This is a genomic window from Streptomyces sp. 8N114 (assembly GCF_052245835.1).
Lineage (GTDB): Bacteria > Actinomycetota > Actinomycetes > Streptomycetales > Streptomycetaceae > Streptomyces.
Map to the genome: position 1 here is coordinate 43148 of NZ_JBQQBT010000027.1, position 16631 is coordinate 59778.

General features: G+C 70.2%; 19 protein-coding genes. 8 read left to right on the plus strand and 11 right to left on the minus strand.

Annotated elements, in window-relative coordinates:
• Positions 1-42: 42 nt before the first annotated feature.
• Entirely contained in the window at positions 43-1434 is a 1392-nt protein-coding gene (locus ACTWQF_RS32135; RefSeq protein ID WP_443283262.1) for a globin domain-containing protein, read from the minus strand.
• A 211-nt stretch (positions 1435-1645) separates the two neighbouring features.
• Positions 1646-2356 carry an HAD family hydrolase gene (locus tag ACTWQF_RS32140; RefSeq protein WP_443283263.1) on the minus strand — a complete coding sequence of 237 codons (711 nt, stop codon included), beginning with the start codon at positions 2354-2356 and terminating at the stop codon, positions 1646-1648.
• Between the two features lie 141 nt (positions 2357-2497).
• Between ACTWQF_RS32140 and ACTWQF_RS32145 the strand changes: the two genes are divergently transcribed.
• Entirely contained in the window at positions 2498-3007 is a 510-nt protein-coding gene (locus tag ACTWQF_RS32145; RefSeq protein WP_443283264.1) for a DUF2269 domain-containing protein, read from the plus strand.
• 190 nt (positions 3008-3197) lie between these two features.
• Here ACTWQF_RS32145 and ACTWQF_RS32150 read toward each other — a convergent pair whose 3' ends face one another.
• A complete protein-coding gene (locus tag ACTWQF_RS32150) occupies positions 3198-4430 on the minus strand; it encodes an MFS transporter (RefSeq protein ID WP_443283265.1) in 1233 nt (410 codons plus the stop codon).
• A gap of 245 nt (positions 4431-4675) precedes the next feature.
• On the opposite strand from ACTWQF_RS32150, the gene ACTWQF_RS32155 reads away from it, so the two are divergent.
• Positions 4676-5149 (plus strand): MarR family winged helix-turn-helix transcriptional regulator, encoded by a 474-nt coding sequence (locus ACTWQF_RS32155; protein WP_443283266.1) that lies wholly within the window; start codon positions 4676-4678, stop codon positions 5147-5149.
• A gap of 43 nt (positions 5150-5192) precedes the next feature.
• Positions 5193-5696, plus strand: a complete 504-nt coding sequence (locus ACTWQF_RS32160) for a GNAT family N-acetyltransferase (protein WP_443283267.1) — start codon at positions 5193-5195, stop codon at positions 5694-5696.
• A 70-nt stretch (positions 5697-5766) separates the two neighbouring features.
• On the opposite strand, the gene ACTWQF_RS32165 is transcribed toward ACTWQF_RS32160, so the two are convergent.
• The gene (locus tag ACTWQF_RS32165) at positions 5767-6204 is read right to left on the minus strand and encodes a MarR family winged helix-turn-helix transcriptional regulator (protein ID WP_443283268.1); all 438 of its coding nucleotides are present in this window, start codon (positions 6202-6204) and stop codon (positions 5767-5769) included.
• A 120-nt stretch (positions 6205-6324) separates the two neighbouring features.
• Here ACTWQF_RS32165 and ACTWQF_RS32170 point away from each other — a divergent pair, with 120 nt between their 5' ends.
• On the plus strand, positions 6325-7296 hold the full coding sequence (locus tag ACTWQF_RS32170) for a quinone oxidoreductase family protein (protein WP_443283269.1): 972 nt from the start codon (positions 6325-6327) through the stop codon (positions 7294-7296).
• Here the strand turns inward: ACTWQF_RS32170 and ACTWQF_RS32175 are convergent.
• Both ACTWQF_RS32175 and ACTWQF_RS32180 read right to left on the minus strand, forming a co-directional pair.
• Positions 7250-7804: a YunG family protein gene (locus tag ACTWQF_RS32175; protein WP_443283270.1), complete on the minus strand. Its 555-nt coding sequence runs from the start codon at positions 7802-7804 to the stop codon at positions 7250-7252. The genes ACTWQF_RS32170 and ACTWQF_RS32175 overlap by 47 nt on opposite strands.
• A 48-nt stretch (positions 7805-7852) precedes the next feature.
• Positions 7853-8752, minus strand: a complete 900-nt coding sequence (locus tag ACTWQF_RS32180; protein ID WP_443283301.1) for an alpha/beta fold hydrolase — start codon at positions 8750-8752, stop codon at positions 7853-7855.
• 85 nt (positions 8753-8837) lie between these two features.
• Here ACTWQF_RS32180 and ACTWQF_RS32185 point away from each other — a divergent pair, with 85 nt between their 5' ends.
• Positions 8838-9428: a CGNR zinc finger domain-containing protein gene (locus tag ACTWQF_RS32185; protein WP_443283271.1), complete on the plus strand. Its 591-nt coding sequence runs from the start codon at positions 8838-8840 to the stop codon at positions 9426-9428.
• An 80-nt stretch (positions 9429-9508) separates the two neighbouring features.
• Here ACTWQF_RS32185 and ACTWQF_RS32190 read toward each other — a convergent pair whose 3' ends face one another.
• The 3 genes from ACTWQF_RS32190 to map form a co-directional block, all read right to left on the minus strand.
• A complete protein-coding gene (locus ACTWQF_RS32190) occupies positions 9509-9793 on the minus strand; it encodes a muconolactone Delta-isomerase family protein (protein WP_443283272.1) in 285 nt (94 codons plus the stop codon).
• A gap of 54 nt (positions 9794-9847) precedes the next feature.
• Positions 9848-10303: a GNAT family N-acetyltransferase gene (locus ACTWQF_RS32195; protein ID WP_443283273.1), complete on the minus strand. Its 456-nt coding sequence runs from the start codon at positions 10301-10303 to the stop codon at positions 9848-9850.
• A 348-nt stretch (positions 10304-10651) separates the two neighbouring features.
• Positions 10652-11419: a type I methionyl aminopeptidase gene (map, locus tag ACTWQF_RS32200; protein WP_443283274.1), complete on the minus strand. Its 768-nt coding sequence runs from the start codon at positions 11417-11419 to the stop codon at positions 10652-10654.
• Between the two features lie 108 nt (positions 11420-11527).
• Here map and ACTWQF_RS32205 point away from each other — a divergent pair, with 108 nt between their 5' ends.
• Positions 11528-11803, plus strand: coding sequence for a helix-turn-helix domain-containing protein (locus ACTWQF_RS32205; RefSeq protein ID WP_443283275.1), 276 nt, complete (start codon positions 11528-11530; stop codon positions 11801-11803).
• 165 nt (positions 11804-11968) lie between these two features.
• Positions 11969-12694 carry a dienelactone hydrolase family protein gene (locus ACTWQF_RS32210; RefSeq protein WP_443283276.1) on the plus strand — a complete coding sequence of 242 codons (726 nt, stop codon included), beginning with the start codon at positions 11969-11971 and terminating at the stop codon, positions 12692-12694.
• A gap of 51 nt (positions 12695-12745) precedes the next feature.
• On the opposite strand, the gene ACTWQF_RS32215 is transcribed toward ACTWQF_RS32210, so the two are convergent.
• Positions 12746-13309: a GNAT family N-acetyltransferase gene (locus ACTWQF_RS32215; protein WP_443283277.1), complete on the minus strand. Its 564-nt coding sequence runs from the start codon at positions 13307-13309 to the stop codon at positions 12746-12748.
• Positions 13310-13337: 28 nt separating this feature from the next.
• On the opposite strand from ACTWQF_RS32215, the gene ACTWQF_RS32220 reads away from it, so the two are divergent.
• Positions 13338-13514 carry a hypothetical protein gene (locus tag ACTWQF_RS32220; RefSeq protein WP_443283278.1) on the plus strand — a complete coding sequence of 59 codons (177 nt, stop codon included), beginning with the start codon at positions 13338-13340 and terminating at the stop codon, positions 13512-13514.
• A gap of 48 nt (positions 13515-13562) precedes the next feature.
• Here the strand turns inward: ACTWQF_RS32220 and dnaB are convergent, their stop codons facing one another.
• Positions 13563-16202, minus strand: a complete 2640-nt coding sequence (gene dnaB / locus ACTWQF_RS32225; RefSeq protein WP_443283279.1) for a replicative DNA helicase — start codon at positions 16200-16202, stop codon at positions 13563-13565.
• Positions 16203-16631: the final 429 nt, after the last annotated feature.

The window sequence follows — 16631 nt, forward strand, 5'->3', positions numbered from 1 at the left end:
TTCGCGGCCCTCGACACAGCCACAATCCGAACACCCCACCATCTAGGCCCCCTGCGCGACCAGTTCGTCGAGGGAATCGTGGCGTATGCGGTGGGTCGGGATGCCGAGCCCGACCAGGGCCTCGACCCCGGTTTTGATCATTCCGGGCGGACCGGACAGATAGCCGTCGTACGCGGGCCACGGGCCGTATCTGCGTACCGCGTCGGGAAGCTCCCCCGCAAGCGCCTGTGCCGTGGACTGTGCCGCGCCCGCCGCGACGACCGGGCGTACGGACAGCCAGTTGTGCCGGTCCTGGAGGCGCAGCATCGTGTCCAGGTCGTACAGGTCGTGGTTGGTGCGTGCGCCGTAGAAGACCTCGACCGGGCGCGGCATGCCCCGCCCGGCCACGTCCTCGACCAGCGCCTTGATGGGGGCGATACCGGTGCCGCCGCCCAGACACAGCAGTCCGCTGTCGGAGCGGTGGTCGACGACCATCGTGCCGGCGGGCGGGCCGAGCCGCAGCACATCGCCGGGCCGGGCACGCTGCACCAGCGCGGTGGAGACCCACCCGGCGGGCACCGACTTGACGTGGAAGGTCAACAACCCGTCGGGACGCGGGGCCGAGGCGAAGGAGTAGTGCCGCCACACCCGTGGCCACCAGGGCGTCTCCAGGCTGGTGTACTGCCCGGCACGGAACGGGTACGGCTGGTCCGGGCGGACGGTGATCACGGCAATCTCCGGGGTACGGAGCTCGTGCGAGACGATCTCCGCGTCCCACCAGGCGGGTGCCCGGCGCTCGTCCTCGGCCGCCGCGTCGATCATCGTCTGGGAGATCGCGGTGTAGGCGCGCACCCAGGCCGCCTCGGTACGCGGGCCCCAGCTGTTCGGCGCATAGCGCGCGATCGCGGCCATCAGGCACTCGCCGACGGCCGGGTAATGGGTGGGGAGAGTGCCGTACTTACGGTGGCCACGGCCCAGGTTGGCGAGGTAGTCGCCGAGCAGCTTGCCGTCGTCGTAGAGGCGTACGGCGGTCAGCAGCGCGCGGAAGAGCCGGTCGCGCTGGTTGTCCATGGCGGCCGGGAACATCTCGCGCAGCTGCGGGTACTGGACGAACAGCAGCGCGTAGAAGTACGCGGTCGCAGCCCCGGCAGAACGTTCCAGCTCGGCCATGGATGTCCGGACCAGCTCGGAGTCGGTGGCCTGTTCCGCAGCGGGGGGCGCCACCTTCGGTCCGAGTTCCGCTTTCGGTTCCGCTTCCTGTTCAGCTTTTGGTTCCGCTTCCGGTTCCGGTTCCGGTTCGGCCGCGGCTGTCCTGGTGCCCTGCGGGGTCGGTGTCGCGTCCAGTGCGCCTGGCGCGGGGCGCTCCGCGGGTGCGGCATCGGACGCCGGGGTGAACCATCCCCATCCGCCGCTGCCACCGGCGGACGCACCGTCGCTGCCCGACATGGTGGTCATGCTCGCCTCGCCTCGTACCTCTTCCGGACGTTCTGTGCACATCCGTGTTCCGAAAGTTCCGGTAAACCGCCCCCTGTGAACATCGAGCGAGGAAACCTTTGCAGTCCTTACAGCACGATGCGGGAGGGAACCGACCATACCGTGAAGCGTTCACGCCACAACCCCTGCTCGCGGTTCCGGTGAATTCCGTCATTCGGAACACGAACAGGAATTACCGTGCCAGGGAGACGAGTCCGTAGGCGTCCCGGAGATCACGGCCGGTGTAGTGATGCGAAGCGAGGGAGCGTACGTGCTGATCGGCGTTTACCGCCACGGAGACCGGGACGGTGGCGAACAGCTCGGCGTCCGACAGGGAGTCACCGTATGCCACGCAGTCCTGGGGCCGGACGCCGAATTGGGCGCACAGTTCCTTCGCGATCTTCACCTTTGACGACGGCGAAAGAATCCCGGCCGGATCGAGGGGACGCATCGGATACTTCGTACTTCCGTTCGGAATTGCGCGCGGAACCTCCGGCCACCGTGAACCGTGGGTAACGTCGGCCCCCCAATTCTGTAGTCGGCGCACAAAAAAATCCGGCGAGAGCGAAATCACGGCACAGCGCTCCCCGTTGGCCCTGATGTCCGCCCAGACCTCGCGAATACCCGCCAGCCATGGCGCTTCCGCGAACGCGGCGCTCACGATCTCGTCGGTGAGCGCCGACCACAGCGCACATGCCCTGAGCGCGAACTGCGGAGGTGTCAGTTTCCGTTCCGCAAAGGCGCGTTCGAGCTGCTGGATCTCGCGTTCCACACCGAGCTGCTGGGATATCTCGACCGAGGCCGCCGAACCGTACAGCAAGGTGCCGTCGAGGTCGAAGAGGTGAAGCCGGGGACGGCGCTCTCCCGGCGCCGTTCGCGCGGTCGTGTGCTGAGCCGGATGCATACCCGCGATCGTACGGCCGTACGACGGGCGAGGGACGGCATCGGGAGCAACGCCCCGGCGCCCACGTACTCGGGAGCGAGTAGCCGTCGATACTCCCGCCGTCAGACGCCGTCCGCAGCGTGCGACGGCACAGTCGGCAGCATGCGCCAACTCTCCCGACGTGCCCGCAGAGGCACCCTCGCGCTCCACGTCTGCGCCTCGGCCGGCTGGCTGGGCATGACGCTGTGTCTGCTCGCGCTCGGCCTCACCGCGGCCCTCACCGGTCCGGGTGCGGTCGCCGAGGCGTCGTACCGCTCCATGAAGCTCTTCGCGGACTGGCTGCTCGGTCCGCTCGCCCTGGTCACCCTGGTCAGCGGGCTGCTGCTGTCGCTGGGCACCAGGTGGGGGCTGGCGCGCCACCGGTGGGTATGGATCAAGTTCTGGCTCACCCTGGCCGCGGCGGCGGCGAGCGTGCTCGTCTTCCGCGTACGGATCGACAGCACGCTCGCCGATGTGCTCGCCGGGCGCCCGGTCCTGCCGTACGAGCTGGTGATCCCGCCGATCGTCTCGCTGGGCGCCTATACGTTCATGACGGTCATCTCGGTGCTGAAACCTTGGGGGTTGACCAAGCGGGGGCGGCGCCGCGCTTCCGCCGCTCGCGGCCGCGGTTAGGTTGCCGCCCCGCCTCGCTGCTGTTCCGGCGAGGGGGTGCCCCTGCCCGACGTCGCAGACTGCGGGTGCTTTGTGGCTGGTGGGGGCACCTCCCGGCCGGAGGCTGGGGGAGCAGGTCCTCGGCGAAGCTTGGGCAGTCTGCGCCAGGGGCGCAGGGTGGGCAAGCGCAGCCCCCCTTGCCGGGCAAGCTCTAGCTGACGCTGTGGCTCGGGGCCTCGTCCCGTGCGGGGGAGCCCGCCCGTACCGGGGACGGGGACGCGGGCTCGCGCCGTTCCAGGAGGGCGGAGGTCACCGCCAGCGCAAGGGCGCCGACTGCGAGCGCCGCGCCCACCAGGTTCGGCGAGGTGGGGCCGAAGCCGGCGCCGAGCACCAGCCCGCCGAGCCAAGTAGCGAGCGCGTTGCCCAGATTGAAGGCGCCGATATTCATCGCGGAGGCGAGGGTCGGCGCGTTCGCCGTCTGGTCGAGCACCCGCTTCTGGAGCGGCGGGACCGTGGCGAAACCGAACGCGCCGATCAGCGCGAGCGTGACCGCCGCCGCCACCTTGTCGTGCGCGGTGACGGTGAACGCCGCCAGCGTGAGGGCCAGCGCGATCAGCGCGGTGAACAGCATCGGCAGCAGCGCCCGGTCCGCGAACCGGCCGCCGACCAGGTTCCCGGCGACCATGCCGATTCCGAAGAGCACCAACAGCCACGTCACCGAGGTGTCGGCGTACCCGGCAGCGTCCGTCATCATCGGCGCGATGTAGGTGATCGCGGCGAAGACCCCGCCGAAACCGAGCACCGTCATCCCCATCGCCAGCAGTACCTGGACGTTGCGGAAGGCGGCCAGCTCACCCCGGATCCGGCCGCCGGCCGCCGGAGCCTGCCGGGAGTCCGGTTCGTCGCGCGGGACCAGCGCGGCGACGCCCGCCAGCCCCAGCACCCCCAGCGCGGCGACGGCCACGAACGTGAGCCGCCAGCCCGCCTGCTGTCCCAGCATGGTGCCGAGCGGCACGCCGATCACATTGGCGAGGGTCAGTCCCGTGAACATCAGCGAGATGGCGGCGGCCTTACGGTGCGGGGCCACCAGCCCGGCGGCGACGATCGAGCCGATGCCGAAGAAGGCACCGTGCGCGAGCGAGGCGATGACCCGGCCCGCGAGCATCACGCCGAAGACGGGCGCGAGCGCGGAGACCAGGTTGCCCAGGATGAACAGGCCCATCAGCAGCATCAGCATCCGCTTACGGGAGATCCGGGTGCCGAGGACGGCGAAGACGGGGGCGCCGAGCAGCACCCCGACCGCGTAGCCGGAGGCCAGATACCCGGCCGTGGGGATGGAGACACCGAACTCCGCGGCGACCTCGGGCAGCAAGCCCATGATCACGAACTCGGTGGTCCCGATGCCGAAGGCACCGATGGCGAGCGCCAGCAGGGCGAGAGGCATGAGCGAGCCTTCCAGTGCAGGTGGGGTCTGCGCGCGTGCGGTCCGCGCAGGTGCGGGTCTGCGCAGATGGAGATCAGCGCGCGTGGGACCACCCACGTGGGATCACGCGGGCAGCAATTACAGGCGTCGACATTAATTGCAGACGCGGGATATATGCAAACGCTGGATATTGCGGAGCGGTGGATGGCCTAACCTGGGAGCTACGCCCCGTGCGGGGCGAGGAGCCGCCAGGAGAGGAGCCCCTCATGTCACGTCGCGCCGATCTCGGTCTCGCGCACAGCTGGTGCGCGCTCTCGGCGCTGCACGGCCGCATCGAGGCGCACATCGAACGGGAGCTCCAGGCCGCACACGAGCTCAGCGTGCGCGAGTTCTCCCTGCTGGACGTGTTGAGCGAGCAGCACGACGGGGACGGCGGCCACTTCCGTATGAATCAGCTCGCCGACGCCGTCGTCCTCAGCCAGAGCGCGACGACACGGCTGGTCACCCGGCTCGAGGACCGCGGACTGCTGCGGCGGTATCTGTGCCCCGACGACCGGCGCGGCATCTACACGGACGTGACCGAGGAGGGCCACGCCCTGCTGGACGCGGCGCGTCCCACCCATGACGTCGCACTCAAGGAAGCCCTCACCGCGGCCGAGGCCCGCCCCGAACTGGCCCCACTTGCCGCGGCCGTCCGCTCCCTCGCCCCCGCCCAGCCGGCGAGCCGGTCCAAGGGCTGAGGCGCCTGGGGCAGTACGTACACCTGGGCGTATCGTGCGGAGGATGACCACGGATTCCACCGGCTCGGCGAACTTCGCGCAGGAGCCGCCCGACGAGGAGTTCACCGTCCGCCGGGCGACCGCCGAGGACATCCCCGAGATCGTCGCCATGCTCGCCGACGACGCGCTCGGTGCCGGCCGGGAGACCCCGTCGGATCTCGCTCCGTACCGCGCCGCGTTCGACCGGATCGACGCCGACCCCAACCAGCATCTCGTCATCGCCGAGTCCGGCGGCAGGACGGCCGGCACCTTGCACCTCACCGTCATCCCGGGCCTGTCCCGCCGCGGGTCCGCCCGCTCCCTCATCGAGGCCGTACGGATCCACACCGATCTGCGCGGCAGCGGACTGGGCACGCGGCTCATCGAATGGGCCGTCGCCGAGTCACGGCGCCTGGGGTGCGTACTGGTGCAGCTCACCTCCGACGCCACCCGCGTCGAAGCGCACCGCTTCTACGAGCGCCTGGGCTTCCAGGCGTCGCACCTCGGCTTCAAGATGCCGCTGGACTGAGGGCACCGCCCTCGGGCCGGCCCGGGCCGGCCCCCTTGCGGGCGCCCTCACACGCCGCCCCTCACACCCCTCACACGCGGGCCGCGCGCTCCAGCAGCGCCAGGAAGTCGGCCCGTTCGCGCGCGGAGAAGCCCTCCAGCAGCGCGTCGTTGGCGCGGTCGGCCGCCGCGGCGCACCGGGCGAGCAGGCGCTCGCCCTCGGGGGTGAGGCGTACGGCGTTCTTGCGCCGGTCCTCGGGGTGCGGCTCGCGCCGCACATAGCCGTCCTTCTGCAGGTCGTTGAGGATGCCGACGACGTCCTTGGGGTCGAGCGCCACGCTGCGGGCGAGCTCCGCCTGGGCAACCGGCTGGTGGTCGGAGGCGGCGGCCAGCACCACGTGGTGCCACATCCGCAGCCCCTCCTCGGCCAGCGCCTCGGCGACGAGTGCGCGCCCACGCGCCGCGGCCCGGCCCAGCAACCAGCTCGGCAGCGTACGGATCAGCGTGGGGGCGTGTGGCGTCTCCGGCATGACGCCAGGGTACGCGATCGTAGGGAATCCCCACGAATATTCATTGGAGCTCCCTACGATTTCTAAGGTTATCGTTGGGGCTCCCAACGGTAACCAGCAACCACCACACCGGGAGCCCCCATGCGTCGCGTCCGCCACACCTCCGGCACCCTCACCCTCCAGCAGACCCCCGCCCCTACACCCGGGCCGGGCGAACTCCTCATCCGCACCGAGGCCATCGGCGTCACCCTCCCCGCCGTCCGCAACCTCCGCACAGCGGGCCGAACGACCGGAACCGAGGCGTCGGCCGAAGCCCAGGGAGCGGCCGAACCACAGCCGGTCTCCGGCGAGGTCGCAGGCACGGTCGAGGCGGTCGGACCGGACGTCACCGGTCATGCGCCCGGCGACCGCGTCACCGGGCTCTGCTTCGGCGACGCGTACGCCGAACTCGCCCTGCTGCACACCAGCATGGCCACCCCCGTCCCCGCACACGCCACAGCGCGCGAGGCCGTGGCGCTGCTGCGCGGCGGGCTCGTGGCGCTCGGCGCGCTGGAAACCGCGCGGCCCCGGCCCGGCGAGACCGCGCTGATCACTGCGGCCGCAAGTGGCGTCGGCCATCTCGCCGTCCAGCTCGCCCGGCTGCACGGCGGCGCCGCCCGCGTCGTCGCGGCCGTCAGCGACCCCTCCACCAAGGGGCCGTTCCTCCGCGGCCTGGGAGCCGACGCGGTCATCGGCTACGAGGACCTCGGCAAGCCCGACGGGACCACTCGCCCCGACTACGTACTGGACGCCGTCGGCGGCGAGTTGCTCACCCTCGCCGTCCGCACACTGGCCGACCACGGCCGACTGGTCGCCTACAGCTCGGGCGGCGGCACCGTCGACGCGCATGAGCTGCTGATCGGCGCCAGATCGGTGACCGGCTTCCAGATCGGCCGAACGGCCCGCGATCAGCCGGACCGCTACGCCGCCTGGTGCCAGGAGCTGTGGCGGCTGCACGCGGCGGGCACCCTGCGCCCCGCCGTCGCCGCCGCGCTCCCGCTGGACCGGGCGGACGAGGCACACCTCCTCATCCAGCGCCGCGCCAACCTCGGCAAGGTGCTGCTGATCCCCTGACGACCGCCCCGCCCCGGGGCCCCGAACCACACGCACCCCCGCCCTGGGCCGTGCCGCCGGCACCGGCCGCGCCACCGGCCTGGAGCCCGAGCCGCTCCCACACCCGCCCGCGCAGCAGTGTGTACTCGGCGGCTCTGCGCAGCGAGTGCCCCATCGGGCGGGGCACGGAGATCCCCTCCATGACGACCTGACCGGCGTGGAACTGGTCACGGGTGAGATCGACCTCGGAACCGTCCGGCAGCCTGTTCCACCAGTGGAAACCCTGCCGTTGGCCGTTCACCGCGTACACCTCCCCGCACATCAGCTCCCCGCCGAGCAGGTCGTGCACCACCAGCGCCGTCACATCGCACTGCCCCCACGCGGGGTTCGCCGGACTCCAGCCCGCGCGCTCCAGCTCCTCCGGGGAGCAGGTATCCGCGCCCCAGGACGCCCGCAACGCCCCCTCGATCCGGCCCAACTCCGAAGCACCCACGCCCACACCGGAAACGCCGACCGCATCCACACTCATGTCCGCAAGCATGCCCCACCCCACTGACAACGACCCCTGCCGACCGCGTCACACCGCAGATGTCCGACCGCTGTCGCCTCCGGTACAGGCAACCGACACCTGACCGCCGGTCTCCGGCCGCCGGCCGCGCGCAGCGAAGCGCTCCAGCGCGTGCGCCGTCTCCATCGGCCGGTCCTCCGGCAGGAAGTGGCCGCCGCCGGGGATCAGCTCCCGCCGGGCGCCCGGGATCGCGGCAGCCAGTCGGTCCGCTGTCGGCGGGGCGAGCCAGCGGTCCTCCTCGCCCCACAGCACCAGCGACGGCACCGCCACCTCGCCGAGCCGGTCCACCACCTCGCGGGTGTCCTCGAAGCTGACCGCCTCGACCTGGTCGAGCCACCGGTGCTGCCCGTCAGCGCCCTGCCACGGCGCGGCGTAGGCCCGGGCGGCCTCGGGTGCCATGGGGTTGTGGGTCGCCGAGGTGAACCGGGCGGCGACGAGGTCGCCGAAGATGTCCGCGGGCATGGTGCGGTAGACCTCCGCGTGCCGCTGCTGGTGCTCGGTGAAGGGCGTGTTCCACGGCCCGAGCACCGCCGCGTCCACCAGCGCGAGCCGCGCGGCGGCCAGCCCCTCCAGCAGATGCGCCCGCGCGACGACCCCGCCCCCGATGTCGTGCCCGACCAGCATGGCCGTTCCGTCGTCGATGCCCCAGTGGGCGGCGAGTTCGACCAGCGTGCGGGCCTGCCGGGCGATGGTGGGTGCGACTCCGTCGTCCGCCCGGGAATCCCCGTATCCGAGCAGGTCCCAGACGTGGACGGTGTGGTTGCGGGCGAGGACGGGGGCGACCTCGCGCCACAGGTACGACGACGCGGGAGAGCCGTGCGTCAGCACGACGGGCGGCCCGTCCCCCATGTCGTATGTGGCCACTTCACCGCCGGACACCCGCACCCGTCGTGCCGTGCTCGTCTGCATACCGCTCACACCGATCACTCCCACGTAATGGGTAAACTTCTTGTTATCCGGTTACGGTAGCGCGGCAAACAGCGGGAGGTAAGGTGTGCAGGTTCTTTTTTCCGATTACGGCTGGGGAGCCGGAACAGCCACCGATCTGGTCAACACCTCGCCCCGGGTCAGAAGCGCGGGCGAGGCCCTGCCCGACCCCGACGCGCTGACCCGCTTCCTCGCCGAGCACCGGGTCCCGGTTCGGGTCCGGGCCGGCGGCACCGGGCCCGCCCCGACAGCTGATGATGTGCTGGCCGTCCACGCCCTGCGCGACGAACTGCGCGCCTTGTTGGAGTACGGCAGCGAGACGGAGATGGCCGACGCCGCCAACGCGATGCTGAGCCGGAGCACGCTGGGTGCCCGCCTCGGTCGGGACGAGGCGGGCACCTGGCAGTGGTACGTGCACACCGCGCCGGACGCGGCGCCCGGGGTGCAGCTGGCCGCACTGTCCGCCGTAGGCGTCCTCGGCACCCTGCGCACCCTGGGCGCCACCCGTTTCCGGGGCTGTGCGGCGCCGGACTGCGACGGCGCCTTCATCGACACCAGCCGCGCGGGACGCCGCCGTTACTGCATGCCGGAACTGTGCGGCAACCGCCAGAACGTGGCCAACCACCGAGCACGCGGCAACCGGCGCGAAGGGGCCTGACGGGCGCCCGGCGACAGGCTCGTCATCAGGGCATCCGGCAGGCAGTCAGCAGGCATCCGGCAGGGCAGTCAACAGGCCCGTCAGCGCGGTCCGAAGCCTCCGTACGGCCGCAGCGGGACGATGCGGAACTCCGACATCTCCTTGCGGGCCAGCGGAAGCGTGTCCACAGCCGCCTGGGCCTCCGCCAAGGACGCGGCCTCCAGCAGGAAACAGGCCCCCGGCCCGTCGGCGCGCAGCCAGATCTGCCGCAGCACCCCGTCCGCGTACAACTTCCGTACCGTCTCGGTCTCTTCCGGCAGCACAGCGGCGAACTCCTCTTCGGAGTAGCGGTCGCTGTAGCGCTGGGTCATCACCATGAATTGCATATGCCGGACCATATGCGGACCAGTCACCGCACGGTGCAGCGGCCCATGGCGGCCTCACCCGGCCGACCTCGTAAGGCTGTACCGGACCTGGCCCTCCCCGGACGCCGAACACCGGAAGCCCGCCTTCTCCAGCACTCGGACCGAGGCGGGGTTCGACAGTTCCACGTCGGCGAACACGGTGCTGACATCCGGCGAGGTGAGGGCGAACTCCGTCAGGGCACGGGCTGCCTCGGCGGCGTAGCCCCGGCCACGGCGGGAGCCGACCACGCCGTAGCCGATCTCCAGCGCGCCCTCGCTCGGCGGCCAGAACAGACCGACCGAGCCCACCACCAGGCCGCTGTCCCGCTCGATGACGAGACGGTGGCCGTAGTCGCCGAGCCAGGCGGGGAACTGTGCGAAGAGGCCCGCGACGACGCGGTCGCCTTCGGCGGGAAAGTCGTCCGCCCACTCCACCGACCTGGCGCCGCCGAGGACCGCACCGGCCTCGGCCGTCGTCCACGGCCGAAGCACGAGCCGATCGGTGACCAGCTCCGCAGAAGCGGCGGACTCCGCGGGAGCGGCGGACCCCGCAGAAGCAGCAGAGGGAGAAGCAGAGGAAGAGAAGGAAGAGGAGGAAGAGGGAGAAGCAGAAGAGGAAGACACGCGTCACTCCTGATCGTGGGAACGACCCGGACCGCGCTCGCTACCGCGCGGGCCGGACAAGGGCAGGCTGAAGACGGCCGACGGCGGCCATATTCATCAACCCCCCTGTCCCTTGATCACGCACACGCGCCTCTCGCGCTGCGTCTCGCGCTGCCGGGACGCTAACAACCTCCCCGCAGCCCCGGCAAAGACTTTTGCGGCGGGCTCACGCAGCAGTCACGGAAGGGTCAGTATGCGGGGGCCCTCTTCGGTGATGGCGACGGTGTGTTCGATGTGGGCCGCCCGGCTGCCGTCGGCGGTCCGCAGAGTCCAGCCGTCGGCGCCGACGCGGTATGCGTCACGGCCACCGGCCATGAGCATGGGCTCGATGGCGAGGGCCAGACCGGGCCGGAGGGGGTAACCGCGGCCGGGCCGCCCGCGGTTGGGCACTGGGGGGTCTTCGTGCATACGCCGGCCGATGCCGTGCCCGCCGAAGTCGGCGGGCATACCGCAGTGAGCTTCCTGGGCGACCGTGTCGATGGCGTGCGAGATATCACCGATGCGGTTGCCCGGCCGAGCGGCGGCGATGCCCGCGTCGAGCGCCTTCCGGGTGGCGTCGACCAGTTCCCGGTCGGCGGCACTGGGGGTGCCCACGGTGAAGGAGATGGCGGCGTCGCCGGTCCAGCCGTCGAGCTCGGCACCGCAGTCGATGCTGACCAGATCGCCGTCGCGCAGCCGGTAGTCGGTGGGGATGCCGTGCACGACAGCGTCGTTGACCGAGGTGCAGATGACTGCCGGGAAGGGCGTCGGGGCGAAGGAGGGCCGGTAGCCGAGGAAGGGGGAACGGGCACCGGCCGTGGCAAGGACCGTGCGGGCCGCTTCGTCCAGTTCGCGCAGGGATACTCCCACGGCCGCCGCGTCACGGACGGCGGCAAGTGCCCGAGCCACGACACGCCCGGCCTCGCGCATGGCCTCCAGCGCCGATTCGGTCTTGATCTCCACCATGCCCCGCGTCTCCTTGTCCGCCACCACGCCAGGTACGCCTGGCGCGCCTACGACGTACGCCTGGCTCCCCTACGACCCAATTCTTATACCGGTATTAGTATCACGGGCATGGTGCGGACTCCTTTGACCCCTTGGGAACGGCAGCGTGGAGAGCAGTTGGGGGCACTGCTGCGTCAGGCGCGCGGTGAGCGCAGCATGGTGGAAGTCGCCTTGGCGGCGGGGGTGTCGGCCGAGACCCTGCGCAAGATCGAGACCGGCCGCGCACCGACCCCTGCCTTCTTCACCGTGGCGGCACTGGCCGTCGCGCTCGGCATGTCCCTGGACGAGCTGGCTGCCGCCTGCGCCCAGGACGCCGGATGGGACGACCCGGCGTTGTCGGCCTGACGCTCGGGCGCGGTCCCGCGGGGGCGCCGGTTACCGCAGGCGCTGGGCACGCAGGACGACGTCGTGGGTGTAGCACGGTGCCCACCCACGGGCCCACACCCGCGCTGTTCCGCCGACGGTGAAGACCGGCCCGAACGGGCTCGACGATCACTACAGTCCAGCCGTATGACGACGATTACAACGCGCACGGTCGAGTACCCGGCCGACGGCCTGACGATGATCGGGCACCTCGCCCTCCCCGCAGGTGTCGACCGCCGGCCCGCGGTACTGCTCGGACCAGAGGGCATGGGACTCAGCGACGTCGAGCGCCGCCGGGCCGATGCTCTCGCCGAGCTGGGATACGTAGCGCTGGCCTTCGACCTTCACGGCGGGCGCTATCTGGCCGACCCCGAGGAGATGCTGGCCCGCTGCATGCCACTGCTCGCCGACGCCGACCGGATGCGGGACATCGGCCACGCGGCGCTCGACGTGTTGCGCGCCGAACCGCGCACCCACCCCGACCGGATCGCCGCCATCGGCTACGGCACCGGGGGCGCAATCGGGCTGGAACTCGGGCGCGACGGCGTCGACTTGCGCGCGATCGGGACGGTCAACGCACTGACCACGGGCCGACCGGACGAGGCGGCCCGCATCCGTTGCCCCGTGTGGGCGGGGGTCGGGTCGGAAGACCCCATCATGCCGCCCGCGCAGCGAGACGCGTTCACCGCCGAGATGCAGGCCGCGGGCGTCGACTGGCGCCTCGCGGTCTACGGCGGAGCCCTGCACGCCTTCCACCACCCGCCGGTCGACCACCCCGCAGTCCCCGGCGTCGGCTACCACCCCCAGCACGCGCAGCGCGCCTGGCGCGACATCGTCGACCTGCTCACCGAGTGCCTGCCGGTAACGGAGTGAGCCAGAGCGTCAGAACCGCATCGAAGACGACCATGTCGCTGGACTGCTATCTCAGGAACACGGCATTTCCTCAGCCCCGAGTTCGAGGAACATGAGGACTTCATCGCGGTCGTCACCGGGACCGAGTCGAAGCGCTCCCGGCCAGCGCCCGATTTCCTTCCAGCCGAGCCGTCCGTAGAAGGTCTCCAGCCCAACACCCGCGCGTGCTGCCAGATGAAGCTGCTCAAGCCCCATCTCGTCACGAGCGACGGTGTGGGCTTCCTTCATCAGAGCGATGCCGATGCCCTGCCCGCGCCTGTCGGTGCGAGTTTGGACGTGGTGGAGGGTTCCCCAGTGGGCGATGAGCGGGAAGGTGTCGCGGCGTATGTTGAGCCACCCCACCAGGTCGTCTCCATCCAGTGCCATCAGGAGGCGGCAGGTTTGAGGGGCGAGGTTTTCGAGGATGGCGTCGAGCGCGGGGGCGACATCCCGCTGGTCAATGGGCGGGAACGGAAAGCCGGCCGCGCCGCCTGCGTTGGAGACGTCGATCCAGCAGTCGATGAGGGCCTGTCGCCGATCCGAGTCGATTTCTTGCGCAGTAGTCGCCTGAGCGAAGCAGAGCGAGTCGGTAGGCATGGAAGGAGCGTGCCAGCACCTACTGACAGTGAAGGGCCGCGTCCGCCGCACGGACGTCGCGGCAGACTCGCTCTCGGTGATCCCCGGCAACGAGCCTGCCGTAACGCTGTATCAACGCCACGGCTTCGATTTCTCCGGGGAGTTGGGGGATCTCTTCTCCGACGACGCAGTCAGAGAACGGCTGATGGTGAAGATTCTTCGCTGACGCGCGGAGATCCCTCAATGGCTGGTGAGAGCCCTGCGCAGACGAGCCCTACGTCTGGGCCATGTCGACGAAGCGTGAGTAGTGGCCCTGGAAGGCGACCGTGATGGTGGCGGTGGGGCCGTTGCGGTGCTTGGCGACGATCAGGTCCGCCTCGCCCGCGCGGGGGGACTCCTTCTCGTAGGCGTCCTCGCGGTGCAGCAGGATCACCATGTCAGCGTCCTGCTCAATACTGCCCGATTCTCTCAAATCGGACACCATCGGCTTCTTGTCCGTACGTTGCTCGGGCCCGCGGTTGAGCTGGGAGAGGGCGATGACCGGGACTTCGAGCTCCTTGGCCAGGAGCTTGAGGTTTCGGGACATCTCCGAGACCTCCTGCTGACGGCTCTCGGGGCGACGGGAGCCGCCCGTCTGCATCAGCTGGAGGTAGTCGATGACGATCAACTGGAGGTCGTTGCGCTGCTTGAGGCGGCGGCACTTGGCGCGGATCTCCATCATCGACAGGTTCGGCGAATCGTCGATGTACAGCGGCGCGTCGGTGACCTGCGGCATCTGCCGGGCCAGCCGCGTCCAGTCCTCGTCCGTCATCGAACCGGACCGCATGTGATGCAGCGCCACCCGCGCCTCGGCGGACAGCAGCCGCATCGCGATCTCGTTCCGGCCCATCTCCAGCGAGAAGATCACGCTGGGCATCCCGTGCTTGATGGAACAGGCGCGGGCGAAATCCAGGGCGAGGGTCGAGTTGTGCGTGGGCACCATCGAGCGGGTGGCGAGGTACAGATGATCGGGGTTGTCCACCTGGACACAGCGGACCGGGACCGAGGGGACCGGCCGCACCGCGGTCACATAGCGGGTTACCTGCTCCCTCTCCCATTCCCTTCGCGCGGCGAGTGCCTTACGAGCATTCCGGGCCAGCGGAAGGCTCGTCGGAACGATGACCTCCCATGAGTCCGCGCTGACATTGCCTGCCCGCACCCGGCCCGACCGCCGATGAACCTGTGGAACGCACCCGAGGCTCACAACGAGTTCACGGAAGCCCTCGACGAGCTCCCGGCTGGTGTTCGTGAATCGATAGGCGCCGCGGCTGTCGATGGCTCCGCACGAGTCCACCAGCCCCTGGGCAACGGCAAGGCGCTGTTCGAAGGAGCCCCGCAAGTACAAGGAGGGGATGTGCTTACCCGCGGTCAAGTCGAGCGAACGACACGCCTCCCTCAGACCACGGACGTCGGTGTCACCGTCGCCGAGGAGGTGGCCAAGCACGTACGGGTCGAGGGGAAGCGCAGCCTCGGGGAGGGAAAGGGCCTTCGCAGCCGGGATTGCGTGATTGTTCTCGTGGCCTGCCCGCAGCGTTGCAGCGATCTCCCGCGTGGTGCGTGGCCTGATCGGCTTGCTCCCGGGCTCTGGACGATTCCGCTGCTGTCGCACCGCCGTCGCGGTCCTGCCGATCGTGCCGCCGACCTGCGCGCAAGTGGGACCAGCGGCACGCCAGGCACGCATCTGCTGACGCTCCACAGAGACATAGGGGCGGACCGACGATCGCGACGAGGACCAGGACGGCCAGTTGTCCGGATAGGACGTGGAACCGGGAACAGCGTCGTTGTAGGCCGTGCGCGTTTCCCGGTCCCATGTGACCCACTGATGTTCGGCGTCTGCGACGACCACCGTTCCGTCGGAGAACTCGACCTCGTAACACGGCCGCCCCGTCATGACCTCGGAAACGGCCACCACGCGGGTGGGCTTGCCGTGGGCGTCCAGCAGCAGGTCACCGACGGCTACTTCGCCCATCGTCGTCCACCCGGTAGGCGTGGGCAGTGCGGTGTCCAGCGCCAGAGCCTTACCCATCGCGGGGCGGGCGGCGATGACGATCATCTGGCCCGGGTGGAGGCCGTTGGTGAGGGAGTCGAGGTCGGTGAAGCCGGTGGGGACGCCGGTCATCTGGCCGCTGCGGGAGCCGATGGCCTCGATCTCGTCGAGGGCGCCCTCCATGATGTCGCCGAGCGGAAGGTAGTCCTCCGAGGTGCGCTGCTCGGTGACGGCGTAGATCTCGGCCTGGGCACCGTTGACGATGTCGTCCACGTCGCCGTCGGCCGCATAACCCATCTGGGTGATGCGGGTGCCCGCCTCGACCAGCCGGCGCAGGATGGCGCGCTCGTGGACGATCTCCGCGTAGTACTCGGCGTTGGCCGCCGTGGGAACCGCCTGGACGAGGGACTGGACGTAGCCGGGTCCGCCGACCCGGGCGATCTCACCGCGGCGGGTCAGCTCTGCGGTGACGGTGATCGGGTCGGCCGGCTCGCCCTTGGCGTAGAGGTCGAGGATGGCCTGGTAGACCGTCTCGTGCGCCGGCCGGTAGAAGTCGTTGCCCTTGAGGACCTCGACCACGTCGGCGATGGCGTCCTTGGAGAGCAGCATGCCGCCGAGGACGGATTTCTCCGCCTCCAGGTCCTGCGGGGGAACCCGTTCGAACCCGCCGACCGGGCCCTCGGGGCCGCGTTCGTGCTGCTCGGGGAGGGCGAGCGCGGAACGGTCGCCGCCGGGGCCGCCACGGGAGCCGTTCCCGTATCCGTTGCCTGAGCCGTTGCCCTGGCGGCGCTGCGGTGGCTGCGGTGACTGCGAGGCGACCGGGAAGCCCTCCTCGGCTGCGAGGTCGGCGGCCCACTGCTCTTCCACATGTTCGGGCTGCTGCGTCACCCCGCCTCGCCTCCTCCCACCGGTCTCTCCCACAGGTCCCGTCGTACGGCACAGTCTTACGGCACAGCACTGACAAACGCTGGCAATCGAGCCGCCCGGCCCGAGTTACGGCGCGTCGGTGCGACGGTGAAGAAAGGGGGAACGGGGAACGGGCGCTGGTACACGGTAGGTGGCCCGCGCGGTTCAGCCAATCACCTTATCCACAGGGTGGTGTGGACAGCCGTTGCCAACCTGTGGAGAAGCCGCCGAAAGCTGTGCACGAGTCGGGGGACAGCGCTGTGGATTACTCGTACGACCCCCCTTACCAACCCATCTGACCTGCCCCTTTGCCGTCCACCGGCTGTGCGGGAAAAAAACTTCCGCACTGTACCCACAGGAGGATCACCGAGGGTGTTCAAGCCTGTCGCGTACACCGTCAAGTAAGCGTCG

Coding starts and splice junctions, on each gene's coding strand:
- ACTWQF_RS32180 (WP_443283301.1), bottom strand. CDS start 8,752: ATGCAGACGAGCACGGCACGACGGGTGCGGGTGTCCGGCGGTGAAGTG.
- ACTWQF_RS32160 (WP_443283267.1), top strand. CDS start 5,193: ATGACCACGGATTCCACCGGCTCGGCGAACTTCGCGCAGGAGCCGCCC.
- ACTWQF_RS32145 (WP_443283264.1), top strand. CDS start 2,498: ATGCGCCAACTCTCCCGACGTGCCCGCAGAGGCACCCTCGCGCTCCAC.
- ACTWQF_RS32205 (WP_443283275.1), top strand. CDS start 11,528: ATGGTGCGGACTCCTTTGACCCCTTGGGAACGGCAGCGTGGAGAGCAG.
- ACTWQF_RS32210 (WP_443283276.1), top strand. CDS start 11,969: ATGACGACGATTACAACGCGCACGGTCGAGTACCCGGCCGACGGCCTG.
- ACTWQF_RS32170 (WP_443283269.1), top strand. CDS start 6,325: ATGCGTCGCGTCCGCCACACCTCCGGCACCCTCACCCTCCAGCAGACC.
- map (WP_443283274.1), bottom strand. CDS start 11,419: ATGGTGGAGATCAAGACCGAATCGGCGCTGGAGGCCATGCGCGAGGCC.
- ACTWQF_RS32190 (WP_443283272.1), bottom strand. CDS start 9,793: ATGCAATTCATGGTGATGACCCAGCGCTACAGCGACCGCTACTCCGAA.
- ACTWQF_RS32215 (WP_443283277.1), bottom strand. CDS start 13,309: ATGCCTACCGACTCGCTCTGCTTCGCTCAGGCGACTACTGCGCAAGAA.
- ACTWQF_RS32150 (WP_443283265.1), bottom strand. CDS start 4,430: ATGCCTCTCGCCCTGCTGGCGCTCGCCATCGGTGCCTTCGGCATCGGG.
- ACTWQF_RS32175 (WP_443283270.1), bottom strand. CDS start 7,804: ATGAGTGTGGATGCGGTCGGCGTTTCCGGTGTGGGCGTGGGTGCTTCG.
- ACTWQF_RS32135 (WP_443283262.1), bottom strand. CDS start 1,434: ATGACCACCATGTCGGGCAGCGACGGTGCGTCCGCCGGTGGCAGCGGC.
- ACTWQF_RS32140 (WP_443283263.1), bottom strand. CDS start 2,356: ATGCATCCGGCTCAGCACACGACCGCGCGAACGGCGCCGGGAGAGCGC.
- ACTWQF_RS32165 (WP_443283268.1), bottom strand. CDS start 6,204: ATGCCGGAGACGCCACACGCCCCCACGCTGATCCGTACGCTGCCGAGC.
- ACTWQF_RS32155 (WP_443283266.1), top strand. CDS start 4,676: ATGTCACGTCGCGCCGATCTCGGTCTCGCGCACAGCTGGTGCGCGCTC.